Origin of the sequence: Streptomyces sp. NPDC090499 (assembly GCF_044769305.1) — a bacterium.
GTDB lineage: Bacteria > Actinomycetota > Actinomycetes > Streptomycetales > Streptomycetaceae > Streptomyces.
In genome coordinates, this window is the sequence record NZ_JBIVXP010000007.1 from 459,231 (window position 1) to 474,754 (window position 15,524).

Annotated in this window: 12 protein-coding genes; 8 read left to right on the forward strand and 4 right to left on the reverse strand. The window is 72.7% G+C overall.

The features are described 5' to 3' along the window. Nucleotides 1-7: 7 nt before the first annotated feature. The 3 genes from ACIQVL_RS27385 to ACIQVL_RS27395 are packed head-to-tail and all read right to left on the reverse strand — an operon-like array spanning nucleotide 8 to nucleotide 3,108. A complete protein-coding gene (locus tag ACIQVL_RS27385) occupies nucleotides 8-700 on the reverse strand; it encodes a TIR domain-containing protein (protein WP_403476595.1) in 693 nt (230 codons plus the stop codon). Between the two features lie 2 nt (nucleotides 701-702). Continuing rightward, a complete protein-coding gene (locus ACIQVL_RS27390) occupies nucleotides 703-2,313 on the reverse strand; it encodes a hypothetical protein (RefSeq protein ID WP_403476596.1) in 1,611 nt (536 codons plus the stop codon). A gap of 57 nt (nucleotides 2,314-2,370) precedes the next feature. After that, nucleotides 2,371-3,108 (reverse strand): hypothetical protein, encoded by a 738-nt coding sequence (locus tag ACIQVL_RS27395; protein WP_403427085.1) that lies wholly within the window; start codon nucleotides 3,106-3,108, stop codon nucleotides 2,371-2,373. Between the two features lie 603 nt (nucleotides 3,109-3,711). Between ACIQVL_RS27395 and ACIQVL_RS27400 the strand changes: the two genes are divergently transcribed. The 8 genes from ACIQVL_RS27400 (at nucleotide 3,712) to ACIQVL_RS27435 (ending at nucleotide 12,950) form a co-directional block, all read left to right on the forward strand. Further along, nucleotides 3,712-4,161 (forward strand): HIT family protein, encoded by a 450-nt coding sequence (locus tag ACIQVL_RS27400; RefSeq protein WP_403427087.1) that lies wholly within the window; start codon nucleotides 3,712-3,714, stop codon nucleotides 4,159-4,161. 65 nt (nucleotides 4,162-4,226) lie between these two features. Further along, on the forward strand, nucleotides 4,227-5,540 hold the full coding sequence (locus tag ACIQVL_RS27405; protein ID WP_403476626.1) for a helix-turn-helix domain-containing protein: 1,314 nt from the start codon (nucleotides 4,227-4,229) through the stop codon (nucleotides 5,538-5,540). A gap of 365 nt (nucleotides 5,541-5,905) precedes the next feature. After that, nucleotides 5,906-6,517, forward strand: a complete 612-nt coding sequence (locus ACIQVL_RS27410) for a toll/interleukin-1 receptor domain-containing protein (RefSeq protein ID WP_403476597.1) — start codon at nucleotides 5,906-5,908, stop codon at nucleotides 6,515-6,517. Then, complete coding sequence (locus ACIQVL_RS27415) at nucleotides 6,514-8,865, forward strand: hypothetical protein (RefSeq protein WP_403476598.1); 2,352 nt, start codon at nucleotides 6,514-6,516, stop codon at nucleotides 8,863-8,865. The genes ACIQVL_RS27410 and ACIQVL_RS27415 overlap by 4 nt, the downstream gene beginning before the upstream one ends. Before the next feature lie 64 nt (nucleotides 8,866-8,929). Further along, nucleotides 8,930-9,841, forward strand: coding sequence for a hypothetical protein (locus ACIQVL_RS27420; RefSeq protein ID WP_403476599.1), 912 nt, complete (start codon nucleotides 8,930-8,932; stop codon nucleotides 9,839-9,841). Continuing rightward, nucleotides 9,838-11,088 carry an OmpA family protein gene (locus ACIQVL_RS27425; protein ID WP_403476600.1) on the forward strand — a complete coding sequence of 417 codons (1,251 nt, stop codon included), beginning with the start codon at nucleotides 9,838-9,840 and terminating at the stop codon, nucleotides 11,086-11,088. Before ACIQVL_RS27420 ends, ACIQVL_RS27425 begins: the two co-directional genes overlap by 4 nt. Before the next feature lie 9 nt (nucleotides 11,089-11,097). Next, nucleotides 11,098-12,522: a hypothetical protein gene (locus ACIQVL_RS27430; protein ID WP_403476601.1), complete on the forward strand. Its 1,425-nt coding sequence runs from the start codon at nucleotides 11,098-11,100 to the stop codon at nucleotides 12,520-12,522. Next, on the forward strand, nucleotides 12,519-12,950 hold the full coding sequence (locus ACIQVL_RS27435; protein WP_403427098.1) for a hypothetical protein: 432 nt from the start codon (nucleotides 12,519-12,521) through the stop codon (nucleotides 12,948-12,950). Before ACIQVL_RS27430 ends, ACIQVL_RS27435 begins: the two co-directional genes overlap by 4 nt. A gap of 156 nt (nucleotides 12,951-13,106) precedes the next feature. Here the strand turns inward: ACIQVL_RS27435 and ACIQVL_RS27440 are convergent, their stop codons facing one another. Further along, nucleotides 13,107-15,509 carry a DHA2 family efflux MFS transporter permease subunit gene (locus ACIQVL_RS27440; RefSeq protein WP_403476602.1) on the reverse strand — a complete coding sequence of 801 codons (2,403 nt, stop codon included), beginning with the start codon at nucleotides 15,507-15,509 and terminating at the stop codon, nucleotides 13,107-13,109. Nucleotides 15,510-15,524: the final 15 nt, after the last annotated feature.

Below are 15,524 nucleotides of genomic sequence, written 5' to 3' on the forward strand. Positions count from 1 at the left end.
CGGCCCGTCAGGCCAGCCGGCGATAGGCCGCCAGGTTCTCGAAGTGCGAGGTGTCACGCCAGTCCGGCCGGGTGTCGTCCAGGTCGCACTCGGCGCCCTTGAGCCGTTCCACGATCTTCGAGACGGCGGTCTCGGAACCGTCGAAGCGGATCACGTTGCGGCCCCCGATATCCGCGGCGGGCCGCACCTGGCCGACCTCCACGATGATCGTCCGCTCCGGGTAGGCCATCAGCGCCATGCCGAGCTCGATCAGCACGTTCTGCCGGGGCTGACCGGTATACTGCGTCTCGTAGGACGGCTCGTTGTCGCCCAGCAGGTGCGGGTGGAGCTTGGCGACGTCGTCCGGGGTGAGCAGCACGAGCGCCGCCTGCGCCTGGGACAGCGCCTTCTCGATGACCTCGCCGAGGAACGGCGCGGTCCCGCCGGTGCTCCGCACCAGCCGCTCCCACTCCAGCGGGCGCAGGTCGAGCCGGCGCAGCAGCCCGAACATGGCCGTGCGCACCTCCTCGTCACGGCCGTGCACGACGAAGACGCTGCGCCTGCGGCCGTAGTCCGCCTGCGCCTGCGCCGCCCGCGCGGCCTCCCGCTCGGCGGACTGCCCGTCCTCCTGCGGGGTGTTGTGGACGTTGTAGCCGAAGCCGTGCTGCTCGCCGCCGAAGAAGTTCTGGCTGCGGTCGCCGCCGGTGTTTCCCTGGCTCATGGTCACGTCCCCGCCTTGTCCGACGAACCGCCGCTCGACGGTGTGTAGTTGTAGCCGAAGTTGCTCTGCTGGCCGCCGAAGAAGTTCTGGCTGTTGTCGCCCAGCAGGATGTTGGTCTGCGCACGGTCGTGCTCGGCGAGGTCCACGTCGTGCTCGTCGAGGAACGCGCGGATGTTCTGGAGCAGCCGGCGCTGGACGATCTGCATGTACTTCACCGCGTCGGACTGCTGGAAGAAGTGGTGGTACGTCTCGCTGGTGGCCAGCTCCCGGACGCTCGCGAACGCACCGCAGTTGACCCAGCGGTTGACGTAACGGCCCAGCCGGAACTCGCTGGTGTCCTCCACCCGGTCCGACAGCAGCAGCTCGGCCGCGGCCCGCCTGGCCCTCCTGGCCCGCCAGGGCCGGGTCCACCGGACCGCCCACCCCGGCAGGAACCGCTCCGGGACCAGCAGCAGAGGCCACATCCACAGCGTCACCCACCAGCGCACCGCGGACGTGAACATGTCCCACGCCACCCGCACCGCCAGCCGCCCGTCGACGGCGGCGGGCAGCTGGTCCACCAGGTGGAAGTCGCCCACGAGCGGCCCGAGCACATAGGTGTAGAACTCGGTGTGCAGCGTGTTGCCCTTGATGTCGAACCCGACGAAGACCGAGGTCACCAGCTCCTCGTTCCACGACCCGACCCGCACGCACAGGTACTCGCGGGCCGCGTCGTAGTCCTCCCGCCAGTGGATGCCGGGCAGGTCGTCCACGCCGGGCAGCTGGGACCAGCCGGCGCCCTGGGTGCGGTCGTTGCTGCGGATCGCGGTGGTGTAGCGGCGCTGCTCGACGGTCAGCCCGTCGATCCGCTCCTCGGGGCGGGTCTCGTCCCGCAGGTCGGCGGCCAGCCGGGCGGCGACCTGGCTGGTGATCTCGTGCACGGTGAACGGGACGACCTGCCTGCGCTCGACGGTGTCGAGGTCGGGCGGGGTGCCGTCCGCGCTCTTGCGCGCCATGATCCGGGTCTTCGGGGCGCCGAGCAGCAACTGTGCGTTGGACCAGTCGCGCAGCGGCAGACCCGCGCCGACGAAGGGCCGGTAGCCGCCGTAGAAGACCAGTCCGCTGCGGCCGGCCTGCTCGTGGTCGATCTTGCGAGCGAGTGCGTCGGTCAGCTTGGCGTGCGCCGGGCTGGCACCGTCGAAGCCGCCGTCCGGGCCGCTCTCCCGCACCCGGGTCATCAGGAGGTGCAGGGTGGCGATCCGGCGCAGATAGGCCGCCGCCCACGGCACCCAGCACAGCAGGACGACACCGACGAACGCGTTGAGCACCCCGTTGCTGAGCAGCAGGAGGACCGCGAAGTCCACGCCGGCCGCGACCGCCCACTGAATGCGGCGCAGCCGGCGCGCGGCCAGGGCGTGGGCGAGGACCGAGACGGCGTCGTAGCCGTAGGAGGGCGCGACGACCCGGAACCGTCTGTGCAGCAGTTCCCGGATGACGGCCCGCCGGTAGCCGGTGTGCAGGTAGGTGCCGGCGGACAGCAGCCGGGTGGCCCGGGTGCGCGCGTACGCGCGGTGCTCCGGCGGGTCCTGCGGTGCCGGGCCGGGAGGACTGGGGTCGAGTATCTGTGTGGCCATGGTGGTTCAGCGCTCCGCTCGTGCGGGCGCACCCCAGCGGGCACGCCCCGGTGGGTGTCAGCCGGTCTGGGTGGCCGTGCCGTTGGTGATCACGCCGTCCTGGACGGTGTAGGTGGCGTCGAACGACTTCGTCGTGCCGTCCGTCTGCAGGGCGTCGAGGACCACCTGCACCTCGTCGCCCGTCACGGACACGACGGTGACGGTGTCCCGCTCGGTGGTGGCGTAGCCCGAGACGAAGCTGTCGTAGCTGGAGTCGAGGTTCTTGCCGCCGAGGGACCAGGCGGTCCGGTAGTCGCGGGCACTGATCGCCGCGAAGTAGGCGGTGACGACGTCGCCGGGTCCGCCGCTCGCGGTCGCGCTCGGGGTGGCGGTCTCCGTGTCCGTCGGGTCGCCGTAGTAGCCGTCGGTCGCGGTCGCCTCGGGGGTGGCGGTGTCGCCGTACGGCCATGCGGACGCCGTCGTCGGGTCGGTGTAGGCCGGCTGGTCGTCCGTGCCGGCCGTACCGCCGCCGTCCGAGCCGGAGGTGCCCGAACCGGAGGTGCCCGAACCGAAGAGGCCGGAGTCGTAGCCGGTGCCGGACGCTCCCGACGAGGACCCGGACGACCCCCCGGCCAGGCCGCCGATCAGGGCCAGCAGCAGGGCGAGCAGCAGGGGCGTGGCGATGACCACGAGCCCCCAGGTGCGGGCGGGTCCGCCCGGGGGTATCAGCCCCGGTGCCTGGTAGGAGGGCGGCGCGCGATGGGTGGACAGCGGGTCGGGACGCCGGGCGGGCGGCGTCGGCGCTGCATCGGTCATGGGGTTCTCCAGCGGTGACGGCAGTGCACCGCGCCCCGCCCCGGCCGCCCTGAGCGGGCGGTGAACAACGGGGCGCGACAAGGCGGTTGACATCCACGAGGTGACCAGCGCCGTCGCTTCCGTGGCCAGAACCGGGCTGCTTCCGATCCGCTTCCGGCCCGCTACCCGCCCCTTCGGGCCACCGCCGGCATCCCGGTGATACCCCCGTTCCCCGCCCGTCGCGCGGCCGGCGCGGGATCCGGCCACCGGCCGTCGGCTGCTGCTCGGGCGGGTCGCATCGGTACCGGGAACGCATCGGTACCGGGAACGCATCGGTGCCGGGAACGCATCGGTGCCGGGAACGGATCGTCGGCGCCCGCCCGTTGGACCTGTCGGGCGAGTGCCCGGCCGGGCCGGTCGCCGCAGGCCCCGTGCCGTGGTCCCGGTGGCGCGGAGACGGGGACGTGTCCGGTCGTGCGTGCCCGGGGTATGCCTTGCGGCACGGCCGGAGGCCGGTCGTACGGCGCCCGCCGTGCGGCTGCCGAGCCGGCCGGACGGACGGGCCCGCCGCGCGGAGTCCGGGCCGGTGCCCCGTCATGACAGGCAAGCCCGAGGAAGCGGAACGTGACGACAGACGCGACAGAGGTCCCCGGCGAGAGACTCGTGGACACCGGCCGGGCGGCGCCCGAGAAGTGCCCGTTCTGCGCCATCGTGGCCGGACGTGCCCCGGCCCGGGTCGTCCGGCGGTGGCCGGACTCCCTGGCCATCGTGCCGCTGTCCGCGGTGACGGCGGGCCATACGCTGGTCATTCCCAAGACCCATGTCGCCGACTTCGGAGTCGATCCGGCCGTGTCCGCGACCACCATGCGCCGCGCTGCCGAACTGGCGGCCGAATTCGGCGCGTGCAACATCATTACGTCGCGCGGAGAACTGGCCACCCAGTCGGTATTCCATCTGCATCTGCACCTCCTTCCGCGTCGCCATCAGGACGGACTCGCCCTGCCGTGGGCGGCCGGACCCGAGCGTCATGATTCCGCCGGGCCCCATGTGTTTCAGCCATCAGGTATTGGATAAGACGAGAGTATTACTGCGGGGGTGCGGGAGTCGGGACAGAGCTTCCGATCCCGAAGGGGGACATGATGCAGGCAATTTCTTTTGGCGCGGAGTTACGCAAGTGCCGCGTCGCATCCGGTCGATCGCTCGACGACCTCGCTCGGGCGATCAATTATTCGAAAGCGCATTTGAGCAAGGTCGAGCGCGGGCAGAAGAATCCCAGCCCGGATTTCGCGCGGGCCTGCGATCGGGCGCTGGGGGCGGACGGCCGGCTGAACGCCCTGCTCCCGGCCAGGAACCCCGCCGGTCTTCCCGCGTCCGAGGCGCCGACCGAATGGTCCATGCCCTGGGTGCTGCGCATGTCGGTCGACCGGGGGAACGACTTCGTGGCCTACGACGAGAAGGCCCTCGCCGATCCCTCCAGCACCCCCGCGGTGATGTCCTGGCGGCTCGCCTCGCCCTCGGCGTTCGACGTCGAGTGCAGGGAGGCGCTCGCGCACTTCTCGTCGCTGTTCGCCGAGTGCCGGAACCTCGGCCAGTCCTTCGGCCCGGCGGTCGTCACCCAGATCCTCGTCGCCGCGATGAACGCGCTGCGCGGCCTCGCCCGCGGCGCCCCGTGCGAAGCCGACCGGGCGGCGGCGCTGCGGCTGGCCGCCCGGTACGCCGAGTACACCGGATGGATGACCCAGGAGGCCGGTGACGAGCGGGCCTCACTGTGGTGGACCGACCGCGCGGTGGCGCTCGCCGACGCGGGCGGTGACACCGAGTTCGCCGCCTACACCCTGGTCCGGCGGGCCGACGTCGCGCTGTACCGGATGGACGGGCGGGCCACCGTGGAGTACGCGCGCACCGCCGAGGAACGGTCGCGCAGCACCCGCATCCGGGGCCTCGCCGCCCAGCGCAGAGCCCAGGGGCACGCTCTGCTGGGCGAGGACGCCGCGTGCTTCCGGGCTCTGGACCGAGCCGCCGAACTCATGACACGGGCGGCCCACGACCACGAGTCGGACCCGCCCGCCGCCGGCACCGAGCCGGTGGTCGGCAGCATGCACCTCGCCGGGCTCGCCGACTTCGTCGCCGGATGGTGTCTGCACGACCTCGGGCGTACCACCGAGGCCGTGGGCCGTCTCGAGGGCAGCCTCGACGCCGTCCCGACACGGGCTCGCCGGGCGCGGGCCCGGTACGCGGCCCGGCTCGCCCTGGCCCTCGCCGAGGCGGGAGAGCTGAAGCCGGCCTGCGCGGTGGTGGAGGCGGTGACCTCCTCGGTGTCGGTGGTCGACTCGGCCACCATCCGCGCCGATCTCCAGCGACTGGCCCGCCGGCTCAACCGCTGGCCGCGTGATCCCGACGCCCGGCTCGCCGCCGGCCGTATCGCCGAGGCCCTGCACACCACGGGCGGCTGACCGCGGCCCTCCGCACACCACGGGCGGCCGACCGCGGCCCGCTGCCCGATCGCGACCTCCTGCCCGGCCCGGACGCGCGGTCCCTGGCCGGTTCCACCCTTCTCCAGCACGTCTCCACCACGGCACGGAACGGAGCGGTGACGCACCGTTGCCGTCCGGCGGCGTACCGGGAAACACGCCGCCGCCTGCCGTCCTGCCCCGTCTCCGGGGCCGGATGAGTGTTCCGTTTCCCCGGGAAATGGGGCCGGGGAAACGCATTGACCCACTCTTCCCATGCTGAAAATCTCGCCAGACACAGGCCTGTCGCCGATCTGCCGGCAGCAGGCCGGAAAGCGCTCTGCGCACCACCAGTGAGGAGTCACCCGATGGCCAAAATTTTCATCAACTACAGGACGGGTGACGGGGAGCGGGCCCCTGAACTCGTGGACGAACGGCTTGTGGGCGTCTTCGGCGAGGGAAATGTATTCCGGGACCGCCGGGCGATGAGGCCGGGGACGGATTTCCCCGACCATCTCCGCCGGGAACTGGAGTCGTGCACCGTTTTCCTCAGCCTGATCGGGCGGCGCTGGATCGACATCCGCGACGAGGAGACCGGCATGCGCAGGATCGACGTGCCGAAGGACTACGTGCACGACGAGATCGCGACCGCCCTCGCGCTCAACAAGGTCGTCATTCCGGTGCTCCTGGACGCGGCCCTGCCCCGGGTGGCGGAACTCCCGTCGGCCCTGGTCGGGCTGGCCAACCGTCAGGTCATGCACCTGCGTGAGGGATACGCCCATCACGACCTGGACATCCTCGCCGACGAACTCCGGCGGCACGTGCCCGGGAAGGAACCGGAGCGCGGGCGCGACGCCGAGGCCGGCTTCAACGTGGGTCCCCACGCCTACTTCTCCCGTAGCCCGGTCGGGATCAACCCGGTCTACAACGAGAACGCGACCTCCCGTGACCAGGACGGTGACGGAAGGCGGCCGGCATGAACGATCAGGCAGGGGAGGAGCCGGCGCCGGGACCCCCGGAGACCCCGACGCCCGCGCCGGACGCCCCGGACGTACCGGAAGCCCCGGACGCCGCCGGACCGGCCGGACCGGCCGGGGTGTCCGGGCTGTCCGGCGCGTCCGGAGGCGGGGAGCGCGCCCCCGACGGCGACGCCTCGTCGCCCGCCGGTCCGGCGGACGGCCGTCCGCCGGCCGAACAGGGCGGCAAGCGGTCCGCCGCCGACGGCCCGCAGGCCCCGGCCGACGGCAAACCCGTGCCCGAACAGCCGGTCTCCTTCGAGGAGTCCAGCGCCGTCCGGGAACACCACAGCCTCATCAAGTCCCACCGCAGTCCCGTCAGCCTCGGCCCGAACGGGAGCGCCGTCTACATCGAGAGCATGTACGGCGCGGAAGGCGGTCCGCACCGGACCAAGGTCCAGGCGGTCCCCTTCCCCGAGGACATCGTCACGGCGGTCTACGTCCCCGTCTCCGGCCAGGACGAACTGGAGAGCAGCCTCGAACAGCACCACGTGATCGTGCTGTACGGCGAGGAGGGCACCGGCCGACGGGCCACGGCGACGGCCGCCCTCACCCGGTGCAGCCGCCCCCGGTACGCCGTCAGCACGCTCCACCGCGAGGACGCCGACGTGGTCCAGGGCGTCTGCGAACAGGCGGCCGACGTGCTGGAGAAGGGCCACGGGTACCTGGTGGAGGCCGGTGCCCGGCCCGTCACCAAGCAGACGCTGGACCGCCTGGCCCAGCTGGCGGTCCAGGCGGGCGCCTACCTGGTCGTCACCGGCGCGCAGTCCGGCTTCCCCGGCACGGCGGGCGACGCCCGCGTCTTCGAACACCACGGGCCCGACGCCCTGCGGGTGCTCGAAGCACATCTCAGGGACCTGGTCACCCGCCACCGGCTCCGCTGCCGACGCGACGAGAAGGACGGCGGGCCGCGCTGCGACACGGACAGCGTGTCACGGTTCCTCGACCGGGTGACCGGCGACGAACAGCTGCGCAGCACACTGGGGCTGGCCCGTTCGGTGACCGGAGTCGTCCAGCTGGCCCGGGTCCTGACGGAGAACGTCCACGCTCCGGACGAGGACCTCGGGGATGTCATCGGCCGCTGGCGCGACTGGCTGCGGCTGCTCGCCAGGGAGATGCTCGGGCTGGACGCCGGGCGGGACGACACCGGGACGCCGGCCCCTCATCACCAGGCGTTCCGGATCACCTACGCGTTCTTCAACGGACTCCCGCTGTCCGACGTCGTCGAGGCGGGCGACCTGCTCAGCCGGATCATGCTGCCCCACTTCGGAGTCGCGGACGAGGACCTCGTCCACCACATGGCCGAGCAGAACATCAACCGGCTGGTACCTCAGGAGATGCGGGCCTCCGAGCCGGCCGCGGCCGACGCCCGGAGCACCTTCCGGCAGGCGTTGCTGGTGCACGACCAGCTGCTGCACACCATGCTGGAGAGCACCTGGGACGCCTACAGCCGGCTGCGCATACCGCTCCTGGACTGGCTCGATCTCCTGGTCGGCGGACGCGGTCCCGGCCGGGAACGCGTCCGGGTCCGGGTCGCCCAGCTGGTCGGCCTCCTGATGGGGCACGACTTCGACTTCGTCTACCAGCGGTGCGTCGGTCCGTGGGCCAGGTCGGACTCCGGTGTGCGCCGGGTGTGCGCCGCCCTGGCACTGGAGATGGCCGCGGCCGAGGGCGGTGCGGCGGACCGGGTCGCCTCCCGTGTGCAGGACTGGGCACGCAGCCCCGGCATGGCCTTGCAGGACAGCGCGGCCAAGGCCTACGGGACGTCGATAGGCCTGCGCGACGTACCGGCCACCCTCGCCGAGCTGGGCAGGCTCGGCCGGAAGCCCGAACAGGCCGGCTTCAGCTCGATCGCCTTCTCCACGGCCTGGCTGTTCCTGGCCGGCCGGGTGGACGAGGTGATGGCCGAGCTCGACCGCTGGGCGACGGCACAGGACGAGTACCTGCCCCGGCATGCCGTCCGCACCATGCTCGCCCTGGGCCGGTACACGGTCGGCGCGGACCGGACGGGCCGGCCCGCCCTCGCCGAACTCGCGCTGGCGGACGACAAACACGCCGAGTTGCTCGTCACGCTCCTGAAGCGCGCCCTGATCTCCAGGGAGACCTCCACCCGGGCCTGGAATCTGCTGGCCCGCTGGCTGCCGGACGCGGACGGCACGGACAACGAGGACCTCGCCACGCTCTACGAGTCCCTCGCCCCCCGGATCTTCACCGGTCCGCTGACCGGACGCGCCTGGTTCCACCTGCACCGGGTCTGGCTGCCGCGCCACAAGAACTCCATGACACTCCGGCGCGTCCTGGCCGCCCTCTGACGGCCGCCGCCCGATCCAGCGCCGTTCGACCAACCACCGCCGACCGCAACGAAGGGATACGTCGATGACGAACACACGCAGGAAGGGACTGTTCGCCCGGTGGCGTGACTGGTGGTGTGACCGCCGCCGGCGCAGGCACGACGCGCCTGCGACCACCGCCGCCTCGGAGCAGGCGGCCGAATGGGAGACGCCCGCACTCGGCTCCGTGGAGCCGGTCCGGCCCGAGGCCTACGCCGAACTGGCGCCCGCGGCGGAGCCGTTGCGGCTCGCGGCGGCGGGCGACGTCTTCGAGTTCCAGGTGCTGCCCCACTTCCGCTGGCACAGCCGCGACATGCCGGTCGGGCAACTGCGCAGGCGGGCCGGCGCACTGGCGGCCGAAGCCCGCGACGAACTCCTCAAGAGGTCCTGGTCGCTGGCCCGCACCTGCGACCCCGTCGACCCGGTCAAGGCCGAGCAGCTGATCAACTCCGAGCTCTCCGACGGATGGTGCTACGAGGACGAGGAGGGACTCGTCAAGTGCCGTCCCACGGTCCGGATCCGCATCGACCCGGCCCTGCGCGACCGCATGCGGCCCGCCCGGCTGGAGGCCCAGGCCATGAAGGAGGCCCTGGACCTGGGACTGCTGAAGGCGGCACACGCCAGGCAACTCACCGACGAATGGCTCCAGGTGATCGTGGCCCTGGAGGACTCGGGCGAACTCACCCCGACGCAGCGCCAGTTCCTGGTCCCGTTCGCCGCCGTGCTCGCCGACGGCGACTTCGCCGCCGCGACCGACGCCCTGCGGACCGTGCGCCGCACGGGGGCCGTCGCCCTGGCCAACGTACTCGACCAGGCCACCAAGAACCACGAGCAGATCGGACTCTTCGAGTTCGCCAACGCCTACGACAAGGCCGCGAGCAGCTTCCGCCAGCAGATGGGACTCACCCCCTACTCGTGGATCCTCGGCACGCCGGAACCACCGGAGGTGACGTCGTGAGGAGAGCACACCCGGTCAGGACCCTCGGGTCCGCACTCCTCCTGCCGGCGATCGTGGCCGGGCTGCTGTCCGGCTGCATGACGGGCCCGAACCGGGAGCAGGCCGCCTGCGGCTGGATGCGGAAGGCCGGGGACGGCGCGTCCCCCGGTGAACAGGGCCACACGGTGATCCTCGTCGACGCCTCGTCGTCCGTGCGCGGTACGACCCCGGCGTCCGGCGGCGTCGACCAGGCGGCCGCCGTCAAACGGCAGATACCCGGCTGGCTGGAGGGGGTCGGGACGGTGTCCGTCGCCACGTTCGGCGGCACCGCGCACGACGTCCGGTGGACCGCGACCGACTGGGCCGCGAAGCCCGCCGACGGCGGCAACGGGACCAACCGGCAGCGGCACGCCGCGTCCGTACCGGGCTGCGTCGCGGACGCGGTGGCCGAGGCCCAGTCCACGGTGCCCGTCCGCGGGGGCAGCGATGTGCTCGGGGCCCTGCGGGAGGCCGGTACCGTCCTCGCCGGCAGCAAGGGGACACGCAGGCTGGTCGTCCTCACCGACGGTCTGCCCACGACCGGCTGTGCCGATCTGCGGGACGCCGGTTTCGAGGGGAGCCTGGAGACCGACGCGATCGTGCAGGGCTGCTCGGCCGACAAGGAGGTGACGTCCCGGACGCTCGCCTCCGTGGAAACCGTGTTCGTGGGGCTGGGGGAGACGGCGAGCACCGAGCCGCAGGCCTCGCCCGCGCAGGAGGCCTGGCTCGACGGACTCTGGGAGCGGCTCTGCGCAGCCTCGCATCCCGAGCCGGGCGAGCCCGCCGACTGCGCGGTGACCCAGGCCGCGGCGGACCGGTCGGCCAGCGCGAAGACGTCCCCGCGGCGTCCGGGCGACCCGACCGTCGAGTTCCCGGAGCGCACCTGGCAGCAGGCCGGGGCCAGGGCGCTGTTCGACCCGGACTCCCCGGTCCTGCGGTCCGCCGCCCTGCCCCGGCTGGCCAGGATCGCCGTCCAGGTCCGGGGCCTGCACGGGGTACGTGTCCGGGTTCTCGGCTACGTCGATCCGCGCGGCGGCTCGGCCAACAACCGGACACTGTCGCAGGCCCGCGCGGACGCCGTGAAGGACGAACTCGAACGGCTCGGGGTGAGCGGGGTGACCGCCGTCGGCAAGGGCGTCCCCGTCGGGTGCCCAGGAGCGGCGGACGACCTCGGGACGGAACAGAAACTGCAGTGCGACCGCCGGGTCGACATCGTGGTCGTCCGGTGAGGGGGGAAGATGAACGAAGAGAACGGCCGCGCAGCACGCAACGGTGTGGTGCTGGGCGCGGCGAAGGACTGTCCGGGCGGGCAGGACGCGCAGGAGGCACCGCCCGTCCGCCTGGTCGACCGTACGGACAGCCGCGAACGAGCCGTACTGATGGGGGCGTTCAGCTCCGGTAACGCCCTTCTGGTCGACGACCGGGCCGGCCTCGGCGCGGGCTGCGCGACCGTCGTCGGGTCCGCGCAGCGTGTGGAGAGCGCCATCGCGGCGGTCGACCGGTTCCGGCGCATCGGGGGAGCGCTGCCGGCCGTACCGGAGACACCCGTTGCCGTGCTGCCGGAGACCGCCGGCGCGCAGGACGCGCCGGAGCGGACCGGGCCGGCCCGGCGGCCCCGGGTCGCGGGGATGTGGCGCCGGCTGGTCTGGCCCGTGACCGGTGCCGGGGCGGTCTTCGACGCCGCGTTCATGGGCTCCGTGATCCAGCAGATACTGGACGTCGGCTCGGGCTCGGTGCAGTACTGGCTGGCGTACCTGCCCGGCGTGGCCATCGCGGTCTGCCTGCTGGCCGCCGGAACGTTCCTCGCCGAGCGCACGGCCCTGGTGCGGGAGGCCCGTGCGGACGCCGGGGCCGACCGCGGCGGCCGGTACCGGTGGCGTCCGCTGGTGGTCCCGTGGCTGCTCACCCTGGCCCTCCTCGGACTCATCGTCGTCTGCGGAGTGGTGCGGGTCCTGATCGCGACCGAGGAGTCCGACGACAGCTATCTGGCGCTGTTCCAGCCGGTCGTCGTGGTGCTGCTGCTGCTTCTCGGCGCCGCTGCCGTGGCCACGAAGCTGCTCTCGCACGATCCCGAGGCGGCGGCCGACGCAGAGGAGGCCAGGCTCACCCGGAAGGCGGAGAAGGCGAGGCGCAAGCGGGACCGGGCCGCGGTGACGGAACGGCGGGTACGCGCCGAGACGGCGGAGAAGGCGCTGCGCAAGCGCATGAAGGCCGCCGACGGGCTGGGCGACGAGGCACGGGAGGCGCTGGTGGCCCATGTCGCGGCCTGGTTCGCGCTCAAGGCCTCGCTCGACGCGGCGGAACTGGGCGCCCGCAGGCACGTCGAGGACGCGGCGACCGGCCTCGTGCAGGAACGGGCGCGCACGGGCATGGCCGGCACGTTCGAGTTCCCGCTGCGCGCGGCCGAGTGGCCTCCGGAGCGGGTTCCCAGGATCCGCTGCGCTCCGCGGGGTCTGTTCGTGGCGGAACCGTCCGGGGACGGGCCGAGGATCCGGCTGGACCTGCTCGCCGAGGCACGGGAGGTGCTGGAGCGGCATCGTCCCGACGACTTCTCCCGCCGCCTGGACGACTCCCTCGGGAAGCTCAACCGCCAATGGGGAGACGACGACCCTTCCGACGCCCCTTCCGACGACCCGGCCGACGACACGGAGGCAGCCGAATGAGCACCGTGTCGCAGGTCCCCGACGAGGCCAGGGTGAAGTACCTCGAACTGCTCCAGGCCGTCATCACCCGCTTCGGCACGAACTCGTTCCTGGTCAAGAGCTGGGCCATGGCCGTCAGCGGGGGCCTGGTCACCGTCGCTGCGGGGGGCGCCGGATGGGCCGTGGCGGTGATCGCCCTGGTGACGACCCTGGGCTTCTGGCTGCTGGACACCTACTACCTGGAGCAGGAACGGCTGTTCCGCTCCCTGTACGACCGCTCCCTGGCGCCGGAGCCCGGCCAAGTCCCCCTGTTCAGCATGGACGTGGAGCGCTACGCACAGTCCGTTCCGTGGCGCGTGGTCGCCCTGTCCCGCACCATGAGGCTGTTCTACGGCACGTTCGCCCTGGCCGACGCGGCAGCCGCCGTAGTCCTGGTCACCACGTCCTGAACGGTGGCCCGACCCCGGGGCGACCGCCTTCCCGGGCCGCCGGGACAGCACCGGGATCCGGCCACCGGCTCCCGTGCGGTACCGCGCTGCGGCGATGCGGCGGAGCCGGGCGCCGCGGGTGTCGTACCCGTGCCGCCCGGCTCCGCCGGCCGGGTGTCAGACCAGCGGTCCGGACTGCGGGGTGCCCTGCTGCCCGGTCTCCTCGTGGGCGAGGTAGAGGTCGAAGCCGTCCTGCCCGGTGCCGTGCAGCCGGACCGGGGCGGCCACCGGCGGGTAGCCGGAGGCGACCACCGTGTACTCGGTGCCGGGCAGGTCCGGGAAGGCGTACTCGCCGTCCTCGCCGGTGGTGCGGGAGGCGACCACGTTGCCGGCGGAGTCCAGCAGGGCCACCCGGGCGTCGGTCAGGGGCGAGCCGTTCCTGCCCCGGACGGTGCCGCGGACCGCGGCGGCCGGAGCGAGGAGGATGTCCTGGGCGGCCCCGGCGTCCCCGACGGTCACCGCGACGGCGGTGGGCCGGTGGCCCTCGGCGCTCACGGTCAGGACGTACTCCCCGGCGACCAGTTCGCCGAGCCGGTAGCCGCCGTCGGCGCCGGTGACCGTGGAGTCCGCCACCTCGCCGAACGGGTCGGTCGCGACCACCAGGGCTCCGGTCACCGGGAGGCCGCCGGAGCGGACGCTGCCGGTCATGCCGGTGGTGCCGGCCAGCACCAGGTTGTACTCGACCGGGGTGCCGCCCACCGTGAGGGTGGCCACCTGCGGCTGGCGCCCGGCGGCCGAGCCGACCAGGACGTACGAGCCCGCGGCCGGGACGGCCACCGTGTAGTGGCCCGCGAGGTCGGTGACGGCGTGGCCGAGCTGCCGCCCCGTCGGGTCGATCAGCGTGACCACGGCGCCCGGTGCCGGCACCCCGCCGCCGGCCGCCAGGACCCGGCCGCTCACCGTCAGGCCGGCCGGTTCCGGCAGGCTGGTGGTGGTCGCGGTCCGCGGCTGGACCAGGGGCACCGTCCCGTCCGTGCCGTTCTCCTCGAAGGCGGCGCGCGGGGCGCTGTCCACGGCCTGCGCCTGGGCCGTCGGGCTGCCCTTGCGGTAGAGCACCGCCGCGAGGACGGCCGCCACGACGAAGAAGCCGGCCGCCCACCAGTAGGCGGTGGCGTAGCTGTGCAGCGCTGCGTCGGCCTTCACCAGCGGGGTCACCGGGTGGTGGTCCTTGACGTAGTCGGTGGCCGAGGTCGCCGCCAGGGTGGAGAACAGCGCGGTGCCGATGGAACCGCCGACCTGCTGCATGGTGTTGGTCGTCGCCGAGGCGACGCCCTGGTCCTGCGGTGCGACGCCGAGGGTGGCCAGGCTCATCGCGGGCGGCATCACCATGCCGATACCGGCGCCCATGATCAGCAGCGGTCCCAGCACGTCCGAGGTGTAGGCCGAGTGCAGGTCGAGCCGGGTGAGCCAGACCATGCCGGATGCCGCGAGCAGTGCGCCGACCGGGACGATCGGCTTGGCGCCTATCCGGGGCACCGCGACGATGGTGGCCAGCTGCGCGAACACCATCAGCGCCCCGATCATCGGGAGGAAGGCCAGACCGGTCTTGACCGGTGAGTAGTGCAGGGTTTCCTGCAGGTAGTAGGTCAGGAACAGGAAGATCCCGAACATGCCCGCGCCGGTGACGAACACCGAGAGGTAGGCGGCCGCACGGTTGCGGTCGGCCAGCACCCGCAGCGGCAGCAGCGGATGGTCGGTCCGGGTCTCCCAGAACGTGAAGAGGGCCAGCAGCACGCCACCGGCGGCCAGGAAGGCCCAGACCATCCAGTTGCCCCACGGGTGGGTCTCGGCGTTGGCGAAGCCGTACACCAGGGAGAACACGCCGCCCGCGGCGAGTACGGTGCCCAGCGCGTCCAGCCGGGGACGCGCGGCCTTCGCGGGCCGGCGGACGAAGACCATCGTGCCGATCACCGCGACGACCGCGATCGGCAGGTTGACGTAGAGGGTGTACCGCCAGTTCAGGTGTTCGGTCAGCACACCGCCCAGCAGCAGGCCGATGGCACCGCCGCTGCCGGCGATCGCACCGTAGACGCCGAACGCCTTGGCGCGCTCCTTGGCGTCGGTGAAGGTCGTGGTCAGCAGGGACAGCGCGGCGGGCGCGAGCAGCGCGCCGAACACACCCTGGACCGCCCGGCCGACGATCAGCATCGTCAGGTTCTGCGAGGCGCCGGCCATCGCGGAGGCGCCGGCGAACCCGACCAGGCCGATCAGCAGGGTGGTCTTGCGGCCGAAGAAGTCCGCGAGCCGGCCGCCGAGCAGCAGCAGGGAACCGAACGCCAGCGAGTAGGCTGTGACCACCCACTGCCGGCCGTCGTTGGAAAAGCCCAGGTCCCGCTGGGCGGACGGCAGGGCGATGTTCACGATCGTCGAGTCGAGCACCACCATCAGCTGGGCGAGGCCGATCACGGCCAGCACCATCCACCGGTGCGGTGCCTGGTGTCTGGCGCCGCGGACCGGCGAGGACTGGGCCGGTGCGACGCCGGGGTGCGCGTCGACGGAGTCGACAGAAGTGGATGACATGAGGGGGCTCTCCGG